Source organism: Kitasatospora sp. NPDC059812 (genome assembly GCF_042732075.1).
Lineage (GTDB): Bacteria > Actinomycetota > Actinomycetes > Streptomycetales > Streptomycetaceae > Kitasatospora.
In genome coordinates this window covers 63,445-79,375 of record NZ_JBHWIO010000012.1, presented here as the reverse complement: position 1 = coordinate 79,375, position 15,931 = coordinate 63,445, and the positions used below count along the sequence as shown (strand labels likewise).

The 15,931-nt window shown below is 72.4% G+C and carries 16 protein-coding genes; 10 read left to right on the top strand and 6 right to left on the bottom strand.

Translation table 11 applies throughout. The annotated features are described in order from the left end of the window. Nucleotides 1–25: 25 nt before the first annotated feature. Nucleotides 26–520: a GNAT family N-acetyltransferase gene (locus ACFV6D_RS09170; RefSeq protein WP_380558994.1), complete on the bottom strand. Its 495-nt coding sequence runs from the start codon at nt 518–520 to the stop codon at nt 26–28. A gap of 178 nt (nt 521–698) precedes the next feature. On the opposite strand from ACFV6D_RS09170, the gene ACFV6D_RS09165 reads away from it, so the two are divergent. Together ACFV6D_RS09165 and ACFV6D_RS09160 are read left to right on the top strand one after the other, a co-directional pair. Beyond that, nucleotides 699–956, top strand: coding sequence for an exodeoxyribonuclease VII small subunit (locus ACFV6D_RS09165; RefSeq protein WP_063347976.1), 258 nt, complete (start codon nt 699–701; stop codon nt 954–956). A 113-nt stretch (nt 957–1,069) separates the two neighbouring features. Beyond that, nucleotides 1,070–1,672: a malonic semialdehyde reductase gene (locus tag ACFV6D_RS09160; protein WP_063347977.1), complete on the top strand. Its 603-nt coding sequence runs from the start codon at nt 1,070–1,072 to the stop codon at nt 1,670–1,672. 152 nt (nt 1,673–1,824) lie between these two features. Here ACFV6D_RS09160 and ACFV6D_RS09155 read toward each other — a convergent pair whose 3' ends face one another. Beyond that, nucleotides 1,825–2,340, bottom strand: a complete 516-nt coding sequence (locus ACFV6D_RS09155) for a DUF4245 domain-containing protein (RefSeq protein WP_063347978.1) — start codon at nt 2,338–2,340, stop codon at nt 1,825–1,827. Between the two features lie 236 nt (nt 2,341–2,576). Between ACFV6D_RS09155 and glpX the strand changes: the two genes are divergently transcribed. Continuing rightward, nucleotides 2,577–3,617 carry a class II fructose-bisphosphatase gene (gene glpX / locus ACFV6D_RS09150; RefSeq protein ID WP_063347979.1) on the top strand — a complete coding sequence of 347 codons (1,041 nt, stop codon included), beginning with the start codon at nt 2,577–2,579 and terminating at the stop codon, nt 3,615–3,617. Between the two features lie 87 nt (nt 3,618–3,704). On the opposite strand, the gene ACFV6D_RS09145 is transcribed toward glpX, so the two are convergent. Then, nucleotides 3,705–4,088: a WhiB family transcriptional regulator gene (locus ACFV6D_RS09145; RefSeq protein ID WP_380434508.1), complete on the bottom strand. Its 384-nt coding sequence runs from the start codon at nt 4,086–4,088 to the stop codon at nt 3,705–3,707. 313 nt (nt 4,089–4,401) lie between these two features. Continuing rightward, nucleotides 4,402–5,127 carry a DUF1707 domain-containing protein gene (locus tag ACFV6D_RS09140; RefSeq protein WP_380342132.1) on the bottom strand — a complete coding sequence of 242 codons (726 nt, stop codon included), beginning with the start codon at nt 5,125–5,127 and terminating at the stop codon, nt 4,402–4,404. 205 nt (nt 5,128–5,332) lie between these two features. Here ACFV6D_RS09140 and ACFV6D_RS09135 point away from each other — a divergent pair, with 205 nt between their 5' ends. From ACFV6D_RS09135 to ACFV6D_RS09125, 3 genes are all read left to right on the top strand, one after another. After that, nucleotides 5,333–7,000 (top strand): fumarate hydratase, encoded by a 1,668-nt coding sequence (locus ACFV6D_RS09135; protein ID WP_063347981.1) that lies wholly within the window; start codon nt 5,333–5,335, stop codon nt 6,998–7,000. Between the two features lie 159 nt (nt 7,001–7,159). Continuing rightward, nucleotides 7,160–7,432 carry a type II toxin-antitoxin system Phd/YefM family antitoxin gene (locus ACFV6D_RS09130; RefSeq protein ID WP_063351171.1) on the top strand — a complete coding sequence of 91 codons (273 nt, stop codon included), beginning with the start codon at nt 7,160–7,162 and terminating at the stop codon, nt 7,430–7,432. Further along, nucleotides 7,429–7,689: a Txe/YoeB family addiction module toxin gene (locus ACFV6D_RS09125; RefSeq protein ID WP_363372471.1), complete on the top strand. Its 261-nt coding sequence runs from the start codon at nt 7,429–7,431 to the stop codon at nt 7,687–7,689. The genes ACFV6D_RS09130 and ACFV6D_RS09125 overlap by 4 nt, the downstream gene beginning before the upstream one ends. A gap of 57 nt (nt 7,690–7,746) precedes the next feature. Here the strand turns inward: ACFV6D_RS09125 and ACFV6D_RS09120 are convergent, their stop codons facing one another. Next, entirely contained in the window at nt 7,747–8,505 is a 759-nt protein-coding gene (locus tag ACFV6D_RS09120; protein WP_063347983.1) for a GntR family transcriptional regulator, read from the bottom strand. A 197-nt stretch (nt 8,506–8,702) separates the two neighbouring features. Between ACFV6D_RS09120 and ACFV6D_RS09115 the strand changes: the two genes are divergently transcribed. Continuing rightward, entirely contained in the window at nt 8,703–8,921 is a 219-nt protein-coding gene (locus tag ACFV6D_RS09115; protein ID WP_063347984.1) for a hypothetical protein, read from the top strand. A 246-nt stretch (nt 8,922–9,167) separates the two neighbouring features. Here the strand turns inward: ACFV6D_RS09115 and ACFV6D_RS09110 are convergent, their stop codons facing one another. Further along, entirely contained in the window at nt 9,168–9,452 is a 285-nt protein-coding gene (locus ACFV6D_RS09110; RefSeq protein ID WP_063347985.1) for a hypothetical protein, read from the bottom strand. Between the two features lie 215 nt (nt 9,453–9,667). On the opposite strand from ACFV6D_RS09110, the gene ACFV6D_RS09105 reads away from it, so the two are divergent. The 3 genes from ACFV6D_RS09105 to ACFV6D_RS09095 all read left to right on the top strand — a co-directional run bounded on the left by ACFV6D_RS09105 (nt 9,668) and on the right by ACFV6D_RS09095 (nt 15,836). Then, a complete protein-coding gene (locus ACFV6D_RS09105; protein ID WP_079135649.1) occupies nt 9,668–12,643 on the top strand; it encodes a BTAD domain-containing putative transcriptional regulator in 2,976 nt (991 codons plus the stop codon). Between the two features lie 470 nt (nt 12,644–13,113). Beyond that, complete coding sequence (locus ACFV6D_RS09100; protein ID WP_079135650.1) at nt 13,114–13,878, top strand: class I SAM-dependent methyltransferase; 765 nt, start codon at nt 13,114–13,116, stop codon at nt 13,876–13,878. Between the two features lie 80 nt (nt 13,879–13,958). Continuing rightward, nucleotides 13,959–15,836, top strand: coding sequence for a SpoIIE family protein phosphatase (locus ACFV6D_RS09095; RefSeq protein WP_380374730.1), 1,878 nt, complete (start codon nt 13,959–13,961; stop codon nt 15,834–15,836). Nucleotides 15,837–15,931: the final 95 nt, after the last annotated feature.

The window sequence follows — 15,931 nt, the reverse complement described above, 5'->3', positions numbered from 1 at the left end:
CGCCCGGCGCCGCGGTGGACGACGGTCAGGCCTCGTGGGAGCGCTGCCGGGAGAGCGCGATGGAGTGCTCGCCGAAGCCGAGGCTGCGGTAGAGCGCCTCGCCGCCACTGCTGGCGTGCAGGTCGATCCGGCCGACCCGCTGGTCGTCGAACCAGTCCAGCAGCGCCTCGGTGCAGGCCCGGGCGTAGCCGCGCAGCCGGTGGCCGGGGTCGGTGCAGATGTTGAAGACGAAGCCGAACCGGCCGTTCGGGTTTCCCGGCGCGGGCAGCCGGTGCTCCAGCGTGCCGACCGCGCAGGCGGCGAGCCGGCCGGGCCGTCGCGGATCGTCCACCACGAAGGACGGCATGGTCAGTTCCCCGGCCGGGACGGCGAGGCGCTCGCGCAGCATCCGCTCGGCGGTGGTCTGCCAGGGCCCCGGCCCGGTCAGGCCGGCCATGCTGGGCATCGCCTCGAACATCAGGTCGCGCAGCCGGACGAGCTCGGGGGCGTCGGCCGGGGCGGCGGGTCGGACCGTGATCATGCGGCGGAGGGTAGCGCCGCCGGCCGGCCGGACGCATCCGATTTCGCCCCGCCGCCTCACCCGCTGCTTTCGCCTCGCTGCCTTTACCCCGCCGAGGCCGTTCCGGCTTTCGCCCCGCCGCGGCCGTTCCGTCGGCGCTGCGCCGGCTCTGTCGGCTCCAGCCCCTACGCTGGCACGCATGGCAGAGCAGCAGGAGCAGCAGGACGCGGCGGCACCGACCCCGGACGACGCGCTGGGCTACGAGCACGCCCGGGACGCGCTGCTGGAGGTGGTCCGGCAGCTGGAGAACGGCGGGACGTCGCTGGAGGAGTCGCTGGCGCTGTGGGAGCGCGGCGAGCAGCTGGCGAAGGTGTGCCAGCGCTGGCTGGACGGCGCCCGGGCCCGGCTGGACGCGGCGCTGGCCGCCGAGGAGGACGGGGCCGCGGGCGGGGAGTGACGCGGCTCACAGCGGGCCGGGGAATCGTTGAATCTTCACCCATGTTGAGATGGTGTGACCGGCCACGGCCGGTCAATCCGACGAACCCCCTCCCGCATGAGGTGCAGACAAGCATGACCACCGACGCCCTGGTACTCGACGCCGCCGCTCAGGACCTGCTGTTCCGCGAGGCCCGCACCGCGAACACCTTCACCGACGAGCCGGTGACCGAGGAGCAGGTCCAGGCCATCTACGAGCTGGTCAAGTACGGCCCGACCGCCTTCAACCAGCAGCCGCTGCGCGTCGTCCTGGTCCGCTCGACCGAGGGCCGCGAGCGCCTCGTCCAGCACCTGGCGGACGGCAACAAGGCCAAGACCAGCACCGCCCCGCTGGTCGCCATCCTCGCCGCGGACAACGAGTTCCACGAGGAGCTGCCGACCCAGTTCCCGCACTTCCCGCAGGCCAAGGACGTGTTCTTCTCCGAGCGCACCGTCCGTGAGCGCTCCGCCTCGCTGAACGGCGCGCTGCAGGCCGCCTACTTCATCATCGGCGTGCGCGCCGCCGGCCTGGCCGCCGGCCCGATGACCGGCTACGACGCCGAGGGCATCAACAAGGAGTTCTTCGGCGACGGCGAGCACTCGGTGCTGGCCGTGGTCAACATCGGCAAGCCGGGCGACGAGGCGTGGTTCCCGCGCTCGCCGCGCCTGGCGTACGACCAGGTCGTCACCACGGTCTGATCCGCCGCACGCGCGAGGGCCCGCACCGGTTCGTCCGGTGCGGGCCCTTTCCGTATGCGCACGGGGGCGTTCGGGGTCGTACGGGCGCGTCCGCGGGGCGTCCGCGGGGGCGTACGGAGCCGTTCCCCCGGGGGCGGCCCGGGGGGGACGGGCTACTTGAGCGCCTGGGCCAGCTCGGCCAGTTCCTCGTAGGAGGCGGTACCGGTGAGCACGGTGGTCGCGTCACCGGTCTGCACGGTCAGGGCGCGGGACTTCTCGCCCTGCACCCGCTCCCAGGTGCGCCCGGCGACCTCGGAGGTGCCGTCCGGCTTGCCGCCCGCGATCTTGTCGGCCAGCAGCGCGTCGCGGGGGACGTCGCTCTGCTCGACCGCCGCGTACTGGCCGGACGGCGTGACGAAGCCCAGGTGCCAGGCGTTGCCCTTGCCCTTGCTGATCGCGGCCGGCTGGTAGCCGACCGAGGTGGCCCGCCACTGGTCGGACAGCCCGTCCGGGGAGAGCAGCGGGTACGGCGCGCCGCGCTTCGCGGAGGCCGCCGCCACCTTGTACTCGACCACGTGCACCGGGTCGCTGTTCGCGTCGTGCGGAAGGAACAGGTACCCGATCCAGACCACGGCGCCGACCGCCAGCATCGACAGGACCATGTCCCGTACGGTCTCCCGGCCCCTCATGCGTTTGCTCTCTCCAGCCACCCCCACATGGTGACTCATCCCTACGGCGGTACGGCCACCCGGGGTGCCCGCGTACGGGTGAAGCGGGACGAACCGACCAGGTCGGGCGCCGGGTGGCGACCCGCGCCACAGACAGTCATCCCATAGGCAGATACGATCGCAGGACCCTCACCACGGCGTTCGACCAGGCAGTAGTCGGGCGCTTACTGGCCGTCGCGTACAGAGAGGTAACGACGATGACCACGCAGTACCCGAACCACCTTCCCAGCGCCCTGGAGGTCGCGCCCGAGGCTCCGGACCGGAACCTCGCGCTCGAACTCGTCCGGGTCACCGAGGCGGCCGCGATGGCCGCCGGCCGGTGGGTCGGCCGTGGCGACAAGAACGGCGCGGACGGCGCCGCCGTCAAGGCGATGCGCACCCTCGTCTCGACCGTCTCGATGAACGGCGTAGTCGTCATCGGGGAGGGCGAGAAGGACGAAGCCCCGATGCTCTACAACGGCGAGCGGGTCGGCGACGGCACCGGCGCCGAGTGCGACGTCGCGGTCGACCCGGTCGACGGCACCACGCTCACCGCCAAGGGCATGAACAACGCCGTCGCCGTCCTGGCCGTCGCCGACCGCGGCACCATGTTCGACCCCAGCGCCGTGTTCTACATGGACAAGCTGGTGGCCGGCCCCGAGGCCGCCGAGTTCGTCGACATCACCGCCCCCGCGGCCGTCAACATCCGCCGGGTCGCCAAGGCCAAGGGCAGCGCCGTCGAGGACGTCACGGTCGTCGTCCTCGACCGCCCGCGCCACGACGGCCTGGTCCGGGAGATCCGCGAGGCGGGCGCCCGGATCAAGTTCATCTCCGACGGCGACGTGGCCGGCGCCATCATGGCCGCCCGCGAGGGCACCGGCGTCGACCTGCTGATGGGCATCGGCGGCACCCCCGAGGGCATCATCGCGGCCTGCGCCATGAAGTGCATGGGCGGCGTCATCCAGGGCCGGCTGTGGCCCAAGGACGACGCCGAGCGGCAGAAGGCCCTCGACGCCGGCCACGACCTGGACCGGGTGCTCACCACCGACGACCTGGTCAGCGGCGAGAACGTGTTCTTCGTCGCCACCGGCATCACCGACGGCGAGCTGCTGCGCGGCGTGCACTACCGCCAGGAGACCGCCACCACCAGCTCGCTGGTGATGCGTTCCAAGAGCGGCACGATCCGCGAGATCAACTCCGTCCACAAGCTGTCGAAGCTGCGGGCCTACAGCGCGATCGACTTCGACCGCGCCAACTGACACCGGGCGACCGCACCCGCGGCCTCGGCGGAATCCCCCTCCGCCGAGGCCGCGGCGCGTCCGGCCCGGGGCACACCCGGAGCCCCGTCAGCCCGCTATCCGCCGCTGCCCCGCGACCACCCTGGTCGCCTCGCGCAGCTCCGACTCCCGGCGGCGGCGCCGGGCCAGCACCACCCGCCGCTCGGCGGCCGTCAGCCCGCCCCAGACCCCGTACGGCTCCGGCTGCGCCAGCGCGTGCTCGCGGCACTCCAGCAGCACCGGACACCGGGCGCACACCTGCTTCGCCTGCTCCTCGCGCGACAACCGAGCCGCCGTCGGCTCCTTCGAGGGTGCGAAGAACAGCCCCACCTCGTCCCGCCGGCAGGCCGCGCCGGTGTGCCAGGGACTGTCCTCGCCCGAGGACGCGCCCTGGGCGACGGTCTGGGAGCCCTGGCCGCCCGGGGGGTGCGGCTGCGGACTGCGCTCCAGCAACTGCGCGGCGGCGACGGGCGAGGTGGTGCGGGACTCGATCGGATGCAGCACGGCCGTACTCCTGACGAGACTCTCGGACACGGGGAAGCTCGCTCCCCTGCCCGGCTGCGAGCCCCCGCTGTCCAACCCCGAGTCGGCCGCTGGGCCGCCTCCGGTGCGCAGCCGTACAAGAAGCGATGTGCGGAAGGAACTACCCCGCCCGCCCGTGATTCATGCACACTGCACGCAATCGACTACGGAGCGCACCGGGGACAACGCAGAACGCCCGGCCGGGAGTTGATCCCCGGCCGGGCGTTCGACCCGCCAACCCCGGCTACTCGGTGCCGAGTTGCTTGCGCACCCACTCCTTGAGCTTCTTGCCCCGGCGCGGCTTGGCCTCGCAGCCGCCGAACACCGCGACGCCCTTGACCCGGACCACCGGCGCGTACGGGTCCGCCGCCGTCTGCTCCTTGACGTCGAATCCGCCGAAGATGCCGACGCCACCGCCGTGCAGGCTCACGTTCTCCGGCACCCGGATCTCGACGCCGCCGAACAGCGCCGTCACCTCGATCTCCACCTCGGGCGACTCGAACACGGCGTCGGTCAGGTCGATCTCCACCCCGCCGAACGCCGCGAACGCCTTCAGGTGCGACCCCACCCGCCAGCGGCCCTTGCGGGACGAGCCGCCGAAGATCGCCACCATCGACGGCGACTCCTGGCGCGCGGGCGGCAGCGCCGGCGTCACCGCACGCGGCGCCGGGGCCTCCAGCGGCGGCTTCTCGAACGACAGCGGCCGGTGGCCCGGCAGGTCCCTGGTCAGCGGCACCAGATCGCCGAAGGTCTTGGCGGCGTACGCGGCCCCGATCCGGTCCGCGTGCTCGTCCGCGTCCAGCCGGCCCTCGGCGTAGGCGTCCCGCAGCAGCTCCGCGATCCGCTCGCGGTCGGCGTCCGACACCCGCATCTCCGCCTGCGCCACCGGGGCGTGCGCCGGCTGGGTCTTCTGCTCCGGCAGCGGCCGGAGTTGCGGCTGCGGCTCGGGCCGGGTCTCGGGCTTGGTCATCGGTACGGGCGCCGGCACGGACGGCTGCCCCGGATCGTCCTGCGACGGCGAGTTGTCCACGGCCCAAGACTAGTCGCTCGCACGTGCGCCCGAGTGAGCCCGGTCACGCAGGCTGCCCTGTCCGCGTGCGACACGGAGCCGGGTCCTACCCTTGAGGGTGCTTCGCCGACGCAGCCGGACCACTGGAAACCTAAGGACCGCCCCCATGGCTCCCACGCCAGACTTCGAGTACAGCGACCTGCTCCCCCTGGGCGCTGACCCGACCCCGTACCGCAAGCTGACCTCCGAGGGTGTCTCCACCTTCGAGGCCGGCGGTCGCACCTTCCTCCAGGTCGAGCCCGAGGCGCTGCGGCTGCTCACCGCCGAGGCGATGCACGACATCTCGCACTACCTGCGCCCCGCCCACCTCGCCCAGCTGCGCCGCATCCTGGACGACCCGGAGGCCAGCCCGAACGACCGCTTCGTCGCGCTCGACCTGCTGAAGAACGTCAACATCTCGGCCGGCGGCATCCTGCCGATGTGCCAGGACACCGGCACCGCCATCGTCATGGGCAAGCGCGGCCAGAACGTGCTCACCGAGGGCGGCGACGAGTCGGCCATCGCGCGCGGCGTCTTCGACGCGTACACCAAGCTCAACCTGCGCTACTCCCAGATGGCCCCGGTGACCATGTGGGACGAGAAGAACACCGGCAACAACCTGCCGGCCCAGATCGAGCTGTACGCCACCGACGGCGGCGCGTACAAGTTCCTCTTCATGGCCAAGGGCGGCGGCTCCGCCAACAAGTCGTACCTGTACCAGGAGACCAAGGCCATCCTGAACGAGGCGAGCATGCTCTCGTTCCTGGAGCAGAAGATCCGCTCCCTCGGCACCGCCGCCTGCCCGCCGTACCACCTGGCGATCGTGATCGGCGGCACCAGCGCCGAGTTCGCGCTCAAGACCGCCAAGTACGCCTCCGCGCACTATCTGGACAACCTGCCGACCTCCGGCGACGCCAAGACCGGCCACGGCTTCCGCGACCTGGAGCTGGAGGCGAAGGTCACCGAGCTGACCCAGAAGATCGGCATCGGCGCCCAGTTCGGCGGCAAGTACTTCTGCCACGACGTGCGGGTCGTCCGCCTGCCGCGCCACGGCGCCTCGCTGCCGGTCGCCATGGCCGTCTCCTGCTCCGCCGACCGCCAGGCGCTCGGCAAGATCACCGCCGAGGGCGTCTTCCTGGAGCAGCTGGAGACCGACCCGGCCAAGTACCTGCCGGACACCACCGACGAGCACCTGGACGACGACGTCGTGCGCGTCGACCTCGACCAGCCGATGTCCGCGATCCGCGCCGAGCTGTCCAAGTACCCGGTCAAGACCCGGCTCTCGCTCACCGGCACCCTGGTCGTCGCCCGCGACATCGCCCACGCCAAGATCAAGGAACGCCTGGACGCCGGCGAGGGCATGCCCAAGTACCTCCAGGACCACCCCGTCTACTACGCCGGCCCGGCCAAGACCCCCGAGGGCTACGCCTCCGGCTCCTTCGGCCCCACCACCGCCGGCCGGATGGACTCCTACGTCGACCAGTTCCAGGCCGCCGGCGGCTCCATGGTCATGCTCGCCAAGGGCAACCGCAGCAAGCAGGTCACCGACGCCTGCGCCGCCCACGGCGGCTTCTACCTCGGCTCCATCGGCGGCCCGGCCGCCCGCCTCGCCCAGGACTGCATCAAGAAGGTCGAGGTCCTGGAGTACGCCGAGCTCGGCATGGAGGCCGTCTGGCGCATCGAGGTCGAGGACTTCCCGGCCTTCATCGTGGTCGACGACAAGGGCAACGACTTCTTCCGCGAGACCACCGAGGGCCCGCTGATCACCAGCCTCCGGGTCCGCTCCAAGGAGTAACCGCCCCGGCCTCCCCAGCCGCCCCCGCCTCCTCAACCGCCCCGGCCGCGTTCGTCGCGACCGGGGCGGTTCTGCATGGACGCAATACACTGGCAGGTGGTACTCAGGACTCGTACCATGGCGGTACCGAGAACCGGTACGAACATGGAGGGCATGGCGATGGCGATCAGTGCGAGCGAGGCACGCACCCAGCTCTTCCCGTTGATCAAGAAGGTCAATGACGACCACGCCCCGATAAGGATCACCTCCAGAAGCGGGGACGCGGTCCTCATGTCGGCCGAGGACTACGACGCGTGGCAGGAGACGATCTATCTCCTGCGCTCTCCCGCCAACGCCCAGCGGCTCATGGCGGCCGTCGCCCGCGACAAGGCCGGCCACCCCGGCGTCACCAGGACCCTGGAGGAGTTGGAAGCCCTGGCGGGTGAGGTGTGAGGAGTGTCCACTTCGACCCGGACGCCTGGGAGGACTTCCTGTTCTGGCTCGGATCGAACCGGAAGATGGCTCAGCGGATCACCCGCCTGGTCGGCGAGATCCAGCGCGACCCCTTCAGCGGGATCGGCAAGCCCGAGCCGCTGAAGGGCGACCTGGCCGGCTACTGGTCACGCCGGATGGACGACGAGCACCGCCTGGTGTACCGGGCCGACGAGAAGGAAGTGATGATCCTCAAGGCCCGCTACCACTACCAGTAGCGACGCACCCCGCCCCGGCCGCGTTCGTCGCGACCGGGGCGGCCGCGTTGCGCGTGCTCACGCGTCGAAGTCGTACTCCAGGACGTAGGAGGCGGCGTCGAGGATCATCTCGTTGAGCTCGACGACCTGGCCCTCGTCGGCGAAGGCGGTGCGGCAGATCAGGATGACCGGGGTGCCCGCCGACAGCTCCAGGCGGGCCGCCTCCTCCGCGCCGGGCATCCGGGAGCGGACCTCCTCGCGGAAGTGGACGGGCTTCGCGCCGATCTCGGCCAGCCGGGCGTAGGTGCCGCCCGGGCCGGTGTCCTCGCGGGTGATGGCCGTGCCGGCGACCAGGCCGGCCGGCAGATAGGAGGTCGACAGCAGCACCGGCTTGCCGTCCAGCACGAAGCGGCGGTGCCGTACGCACATCGACGCGCCCGGATCCACTCCCAGCACCCGGGCGACGTGCTCCGGCGCGCCCCGTTCGGTGACGGACACCTGGTCGACCACCAGCAGGCGGTTGTCGATGTCCGCCGACCATATCGACCGGCCCGAGCCCCACTGCCCCTGCGCCAGCCGCTGGATCCCGCGCCGGCGCAGCGGCCGGAAGTCCCGGACGAAGACCCCGGCTCCCCGGCGCGCCTCGGCGATGCCCTCGCTCTGCAGCACGCCGAGCGCCTGGCGGGCGGTCATCCGGGCCACGCCGTACTCGTCCATGAGGTCGTTCTCGCCCGGCAGCCGGTCACCCGCGCGGTACCGGCCGTCGTCGATGGCCGCCTTCAGCGTGTCGGCGATCCGTTGGTACTTGGGCTGTTTGTCGCCACTGCTGCCGGTCATCGCCGCTCCCTCTCCCTCGGACAAATCGTAGGCGCGACCGCGGCGGACGGTAAGCGGCTACGACTGTTGACATCTCTAGAGATATTAGCTTCTCTAGAGATGCTGGGTAGTCGCCGAGCACCACACACACGGACAGCGACCAGGGCGCGGCCCCCACCCGGCGCCGCACCCGCACCAGAACAGCGAGGAGCAGTGCGGTGAGCACCCGTCAGCGCGACTCCGCGGCCTACCGGCCGCACGTGGGTGAACTCGTCCTCGACCGGAGGACCGGACGCACCGGCATCTACATGGACACCATCGGCGGGGAGCACTACCTGCGCCCCGAGGGCGGCGGCCTCGAATGGACCGCCGAACCCGGACGGGTCTCGCCCGTTCCCGGGCCCCGCGATTCAGCCGAATACGATCTTCCGCGCTAATTGCGGCAAAAAGCACGCAAACAGCAGCATTCCCACCCGCAATCCCCCCGAGTGAATCCGGAATTCCGGAACGCCCCGCACCCACCGTCGGGCACGTTACGGATATCGCCGGTCACCATGAGTGCACCACGGGCTGGATTCGGCCACCGGGCGGGCACCGGTGCCGAATGGGGCACGCCCAAAACCCACAGCGCCCCCGTGCCCGGACCGGGACACGAGGGGCACGGGGCCTACGGCCGGACCGGCTTACGGGTGGCCGGAGATCATGCCTTCCGGCTCGTACCGCTTGCCCGGCCCGCCCGTGGCCGGCGCGACGGGCTCCACCACGTGCGCGGCCTCGTCCCCGAACAGGTCGTTCTCGATCGCCGCCTTCTGCGCGTCGGACGGCGCGGTGTACTCGGTCGTGTTCGAGGACGCGGCCACCGCGTCCTCGACAGCCTTGCCCGCCTCCACAGCGACGGCCGGGGCATCCGTCGTCGCCGCGTTCTCGGGCGCCGACGCCACCGGGGTCTCGCTCTGGTCGTTGGCCATTGGGCGGCCGCCTTTCGGTCATCAAATGTGTCTCGCCCGACCTCCGTGGCACGGGCGTGCGGACAGTATCGTAGGGTTGATTAAATGTCCGATAAACACCGTGCGGCTTGCGCTGCCGTCCGGCAGAGTCGGGCGTCCGCCTAAGCTGAAGCACCACGGCGGACCGCCGAGCGCCCTTTCACGGAATCGACACCACAGGCCATCGGGGGACTTTCATGGAGTTTCGGGAGACGCCGCAGACCTCTGCGCTGCGCTTCCAAGTCCTCGGTCCGGTCCAGGCCTGGCTCGACGGCAAGCCCCTTTCCCTCGGATCCCCCCAGCAACAGGCAGTTCTGACCACCCTTCTGCTGCATTCCGGACGCCCGGTCACCACACAGGACCTGGTCGACGCGCTCTGGGGCGAGCGCCACCCGGCCCAGGCGGTGGCGGCGCTGCGCACCTACGTCTCCCGCCTGCGCTCCGTCATCGAGCCCCGGCGGGAGGTGCGCCGGCCCTCCGAGCTGCTGATCTCGGTCGCCGACGGCTACGCGCTGCGCATCCCGGGCGAGGCCCTCGACCTGACGGTCTTCGAGCGGCTCTCCGCCGAGGCCGCGGCCGCCCGGGCCGCGGGCGACAAGCACGAGGCGCACCGGCTGCTGGCACGGGCGCTGGACCTGTTCAGCGGCCGACCGCTCACCGGCATCCCCGGCCCCTACGCCGACACCCAGCGGCTGCGGCTCGCCGAACGACAGGTGGCCGCCGCCGAGGAGCTGTGCGCCGTCGCCCTCGACATCGGCCTGCACGCCGAGATCGTCGGCGAGCTGAACAGCCTGACGGCCGAACACCCGCTGCGCGAGCGCCTGAGCGAGCTGCTGATGCTGGCGCTGTACCGCTGCGGGCGCCAGGCCGAGGCGCTCGGCGTCTACACCGACACCCGCAAGCTGCTGATCGAGGAGCTCGGGGTCGAACCCGGTGCCGGCCTGTCCGCGATGCACGCCCGCATCCTGGCGGCGGACCCGACGCTCGCCCTCCCGGCCGTACCGGCCCCGGTGAGCCGCGAGGACGGTCCGGCCGCTCCCCCGGCGCCCGCCCAACTCCCGGCCGACGTATCGGACTTCAGTGGCCGCACCGACCTGGTGAGCGACCTCTCGACGGTCCTGATGAACGCCACCGGCCAGGCCGTGGTGGTGACTTCGCTGGCCGGCATCGGCGGGGTCGGGAAGACCACCCTCGCCGTCCACGTCGCCCACCGCGTCCGCGGCGAGTTCCCGGACGGGCAGCTGTACGTCGACCTGCGCGGCGCCGGCACCTCGCCGGCCGACCCGGTGGCCGTCCTGGGCGACTTCCTGCACGCGCTCGGCGTCACCGACAGCCCCGACTCCCTCGAACAGCGCGCCGCCCTCTACCGGTCGCTGCTCGCCAGCCGGCGGATGCTCATCCTGCTCGACAACGCGCGCGACGCCGAGCAGATCCGGCCGCTGATCCCCGGCGTCTCCGGCTGCGCCGTGCTCGCCACCAGCCGCTCCCGGCTGGCCGGCATCCCGGGTGCGCAGTTGTTCGACGTCGAGGAGCTGACCCCGAACGAAGCGCTGGCGCTGTTCTCGGCCATCGTCGGCGAGCAGCGGGTCGCCGCCGAACCGGAGGCGGCCATGCAGGTGGTCACCGCCTGCGGGTTCCTGCCGCTCGCCGTCCGCATCGCCGCCGCCCGGCTGGCCAGCCGTCCGCGCTGGAGCGTCTCCGACCTGGCCAGACGGTTAGCCGACCAGCGGCGGCGACTGGACGAACTCCAGCTCGGCAACCTCGCCGTGGAGACCACCATCGGACTCGGCTACGGCCAGCTCTCGGCGGACGAGGCCCGCGCCTTTCGGCTGCTCGCCCTGATCGACTCCCCTGACATCCCGCTGCCCGCCGCCGCGGCGCTGCTCGGCGCGAACGAGTACACCGCCGAGGACCTCGCCGAGGCGCTGGTCGAGGCGAACATGCTGGAGTGCTTCACCCCCGGCCGCTACCGCTACCACGACCTGCTCCGGCTCTACGCCCAGCGGCAGAACGAGCGGATCGGCGACACCACGGAGCAGGAGCGGGCGGTGCTGCGCCTGCTCGACCTGCTGATCCCGACCGTCCGCAACGCGGCCCAGGTGATCGAGCCCGACGACCAGCTCCCGGAACCGCTCAACCCCTTGGGCTCGTCAGGCCTGGACCTGCCGACGAGCCAGGACGCCCGGCAGTGGCTGCGGACGGAGATCACCTTCCTGCTCAGCGCCGTCGAGGCGGCCGTGCGAGGACCGGACTTCGTGCTGCGCCCGGCCGTCGACCTGCTGATCGTCCTGAACAGCCTGGTCACGGATCCCACGCACGGCTCCCGGATGCGCCGGTTCCTGGTGACCGCCGAGCGCAACGCCGCCGCCTACGGAGACGCTGCCGCCCTGGCCCGGGTGCACTTCGCCTTCGGCACGCTGCAGTCGATCACCAATGACTTCCAGGGCGCCGAACAGTCGCTCCGCAAGAGCCTGAGCCTTCAGCGCTCCGACGACATGACGATCCTGCGGTCGGCGGCGAGCAACGACCTGGGGATCATCCTCAGCCTGACGAACCGCCCCGCCGAGGCCATCCCGCTCTTCGAGCAGGCCCTGGGCATCAGCCGGGTGGTCCGCGTTCCGATCAACGAAGCCCGGCTGCTCGGCAACATGGCGCGGGCACAGCTCAAGCTGGGAGACACCGAGACCGCTGTCCGCTCGGTCATCGAGGCGGTGGCGACGGCCCGGACGTCGAGCAACGGCCCCTGCCTCGCCGACACCCTGTACCAGACCGGTGTGGTGCTCGCCTCCACCGACGAGCCGAGGGCGGCGGTGGGCTACCTGAGAGAGGCCCACCAGCTGTTCCAGGCCCAGCAGAATCCGCTCTGGGAGGGCTACACCCTCGCCCGCCTGGCCTCCGCCCTGCTCGCCGCCGGACAGCACGCCGAGGCGGCCGAGGCGGCCGGCGAGTCGCTCGTGATCGCCCAGGAACTGGACGCCGCCTACTGCCAGGGCCTCGCGAACGCCACCCTCGGCGAGGCGCTACTGGCGCTGGCGCAGCCCGCCCGCGCGCTCGCCTGCCTGCGCGAGGCGCACGCGATCTTCACGCGGCTCGGTGTGCCGGAGGCCTCCCCCGTGGCGGACCTCATCTCCCAACAGCACACCGAGCCTCCCCCATCTTCCCCAGCGCCGTAGGTCTCCGCCCCCGGCAGAGCCCCTACCCCCGTTGTGCGCGTCGGCGCCCCCGCAGCCCCCCGGCTGCGGGAGCGCCCTCAACGCTTCCCCGGCGCTGGACTCCACTCTGCACTCCGGCGATTGACGTTCGATAAACGCCCGACGGCCGGCCCTCGGCCCGGCGAAACCGCAGCTCAGCCGTTCCACCACGGCGCGCCATGCGGCGCGCGGAGCCCGCGCGCACCACCCCCGCCCGCACCGTCGTGCTTCCGCAACCCCGTCCACACCGGCCCAAGCATGACGAGTTGGCTGGAAAGGGACCCCATGGCGCAGAGATCACGCATATTCTCAGATGCCAGTACACACACGAGTGTCTGCCGGCAACGTGTGGGCCGGCGAGGCAGGACGGGCGCCGGGGCGGACGGCATCCCGCTCCCGTGCGGCCGCGTGCAGCCGGCCGGAGGCCACGGGTGGAAGGGTGCCTCTCAATCGTGACGACCGGACAGATATCCGACTCGTTCCCCGTCGACGAGGACGCGGGAGACGACGGGCCCGACGTGCGGCGGCGCCGGGCGGCGCGTGCCCTGCAAGCCGTCGCCTTCGACACCATCGGTGCCGGGTACGGCGAGGCGTTCCCGGCCAAGGACGGGCAGCTGGCCTGCGGACGGCAGCTGCTGGCCGAGCTCGAACCCGGCGCGCGGGTGCTGGACGTGGGCTGCGGCACCGGGGACCCGACGGTCCGGCAGCTGGTCGCGGGCGGGCTGCGGGTGACCGGGATAGACCTCTCGGACGTGATGCTCTCGCTGGCCCGGCAGGCCCGGTTCCCGGGCGAACACCCGCCGGAGTTCCATCGGATCGACCTGTTCGATCTGGCCACCGAGCGCGCCGGGCAGGTCTGGAACGCCCCCGGACTGGGACCGCTGGGCAAGGACGGGTTCGCCGCCGTCACCGCGTTCTTCTCGCTGATCCTGCTGCCGCAGGACGAGATCCCGACCGTGCTCGCACGGCTGCGCGAACTCCTCCGGCCGGGCGGACTGCTGGCGCTCGGTATGGTCGAGGCGGATCTGGATCACGTTCCGCTTCCGTTCCTTGGCAGAGAGCTGCGGATCAGTGGGTACCTGAGGGAGGATCTGGAGCGGGTTCTCGTCACGGCGGGCTTCACCGTCGAGGAGTGCTCGGGGCATCCGTACGCGCCGGCCAGCACCACGCTGCCGCCGGAGGAACAGCTGTTCCTGTGCTGTCGACGCGTCGGCTGACCCACCGGACGGCAGCAGGGCCCGCCAGCAGGACACCGCAGACCACCACAGAGACCACACCGAATCCAGGACAGGCAGCCGTGCGCGACCAGCTCAAGACCGAGGGCGGACAGCCGCCTGCCGTCCCGGGCCAGCGCGGCCTGCCCCTGGCACCAGCTTCAGCACCGGTGCCGGCACCGGCACACCAACCGACCGCGCGCCCGGAGCGCGAGGACGTGGCGGGCCGGCTCGGCTACCTCGACCTGGCCACCCGGCGGATCAACAGCGCGCTCGACCTGTCCGCGACACTGCGCAACATCGGCCGGGTGCTCGTCCCCACGCTGGCCGACGCCGCCGTGGTCCACCTGCGCGATCCGCTGCCCAACGTCGAGCGCGAGCCCGGCTTCCCGGACGAGCTGCGGATCCACCACAGCACCGGCACCCGGATCGGACGGCGCGGCCGGCCCAGCGGAGCAGACGACCGGCACCGCTCCCGGTACGGCTCCCGCTCCACCGCCGACACCGGCCCCGCCACCCCGGTGACCCGCGGCGGGGCGCTCGCGCACGCCCTGCTGAGCCGCCGCCCCGCCGAGTCCGCGGTGCTCGGCTCGCCCGGCGCCGAACGCACCGAGGCACTGCTGCGCGAGCTGTACGGCACCCGCGGGCTGGCCCGGCTGGCCGCGGGCACGTCGGTGCTGGCTCTGCCGCTGCGCGGCCGCAAGGCCGTGCTCGGCCTGCTGGTGCTGATCCGCCGCCCTCCTGAACGCACCGGCCGGCCCGCCTTCGACGCCGCCGACACCGCGACCGCCGCGCACCTCGCCACCCAGGCGGGGCTGGCGGTGGACACCGCCCTGCGGTACGCCCGCGAGTGGGAGATAGCCAACGAACTCCAGCGCAGCATGCTGCCGTTGCGCCTGCCGCAGCCGCACGGCGTGCGCCTCGCCCAGCGCTACCTGCCGGGCGAGCGCGGCGCGCAGGTCGGCGGCGACTGGTACGACGCCGTGCCACTGCCCGGCAACCGGGTCGCCCTGATCGTCGGCGACGTGATGGGCCACTCGCTCACCTCGGCCGCCATCATGGGCCAACTGCGCACCAGCGCCCAGACCCTGGCCGCCCTCGACCTGCCCCCGCACGAGGTGCTCTACCACCTGGACGAGCAGGCCCAACGGCTCGGCCGCGAACAGCACCTGGCGACCTGCGTGTACGCGGTGTACGACCCGATCGCCAACCGGGTGGTGCTGGCCAACGCCGGGCACGTCCCGCCCGTCCTGGTCCGGCCGGACGGCACCGCCGAGTTGGTGGAACTGGACTCCGGGGCCCCGATCGGGGTCGGCGGGGTGGACTTCAACTCGGTCGAGCTGCCCGCCCCGCCCGGCTCGGCCCTGCTGTTGTTCACCGACGGCCTGGTGGAGACCCGCAGCCGCCCGATCAGCGACGGCCTGGAGGTGCTCCGCGCCCGGATCGCCGCCGCCCGCTGGCAGTCCCCCGAGCAGTTGTGCCAGGAGGCGCTGCGGATCCTGCCGCCCGGCGACCGCGGCGACGACATCGCCCTGCTGGGCGCGTGCTTCGACGGCATCCCGGCCGGGGACGTCGCGCACTGGTACCTCCAGCCGCGCAACGAGACGCCCGGCCGGGCCCGCCGGCTGGCCGCCCACACGCTGCGCCGCTGGGGGCTCGGCGAGCTCAGCGAGGCGACCGAGCTGATGATCAGCGAGCTGGTGACCAACGCCGTCCAGCACGCGACCCGCCCGGTCACCCTGAGCCTGGTGCGCACCACCCGGCTGCGCTGCGAGGTCGGCGACGACAGCCCGCTGCTGCCGCGGCCGCGCCGTACCGGGCCGGAGGACGAACGCGGTCGCGGCCTGCAGATAGTGGCCCGGTGCGCGGACCGCTGGGGCGCCACCCGGCTGGGCACCGGCAAGGTCGTCTGGTTCGAGCAGCGACTGCCCCAACCGCCCGTCGAGCCGCGGCTGCCGTAACCGCCCGGCCGCTCGTCGAGCCACGGCTGCCCCCGCGCGCACCGGGGCAGCGGGCGCCCCGGAGCCGGTCACACCCCCGCCCGCGCCAGGGCCCG

Bases quoted from the DNA above. Each gene is read 5' to 3' on its own strand.
- ACFV6D_RS09170 (WP_380558994.1), bottom strand. From the start codon at position 520: ATGATCACGGTCCGACCCGCCGCCCCGGCCGACGCCCCCGAGCTCGTC.
- ACFV6D_RS09165 (WP_063347976.1), top strand. From the start codon at position 699: ATGGCAGAGCAGCAGGAGCAGCAGGACGCGGCGGCACCGACCCCGGAC.
- ACFV6D_RS09160 (WP_063347977.1), top strand. From the start codon at position 1,070: ATGACCACCGACGCCCTGGTACTCGACGCCGCCGCTCAGGACCTGCTG.
- ACFV6D_RS09155 (WP_063347978.1), bottom strand. From the start codon at position 2,340: ATGAGGGGCCGGGAGACCGTACGGGACATGGTCCTGTCGATGCTGGCG.
- glpX (WP_063347979.1), top strand. From the start codon at position 2,577: ATGACCACGCAGTACCCGAACCACCTTCCCAGCGCCCTGGAGGTCGCG.
- ACFV6D_RS09140 (WP_380342132.1), bottom strand. From the start codon at position 5,127: ATGACCAAGCCCGAGACCCGGCCCGAGCCGCAGCCGCAACTCCGGCCG.
- ACFV6D_RS09135 (WP_063347981.1), top strand. From the start codon at position 5,333: ATGGCTCCCACGCCAGACTTCGAGTACAGCGACCTGCTCCCCCTGGGC.
- ACFV6D_RS09130 (WP_063351171.1), top strand. From the start codon at position 7,160: ATGGCGATCAGTGCGAGCGAGGCACGCACCCAGCTCTTCCCGTTGATC.
- ACFV6D_RS09120 (WP_063347983.1), bottom strand. From the start codon at position 8,505: ATGACCGGCAGCAGTGGCGACAAACAGCCCAAGTACCAACGGATCGCC.
- ACFV6D_RS09110 (WP_063347985.1), bottom strand. From the start codon at position 9,452: ATGGCCAACGACCAGAGCGAGACCCCGGTGGCGTCGGCGCCCGAGAAC.
- ACFV6D_RS09105 (WP_079135649.1), top strand. From the start codon at position 9,668: ATGGAGTTTCGGGAGACGCCGCAGACCTCTGCGCTGCGCTTCCAAGTC.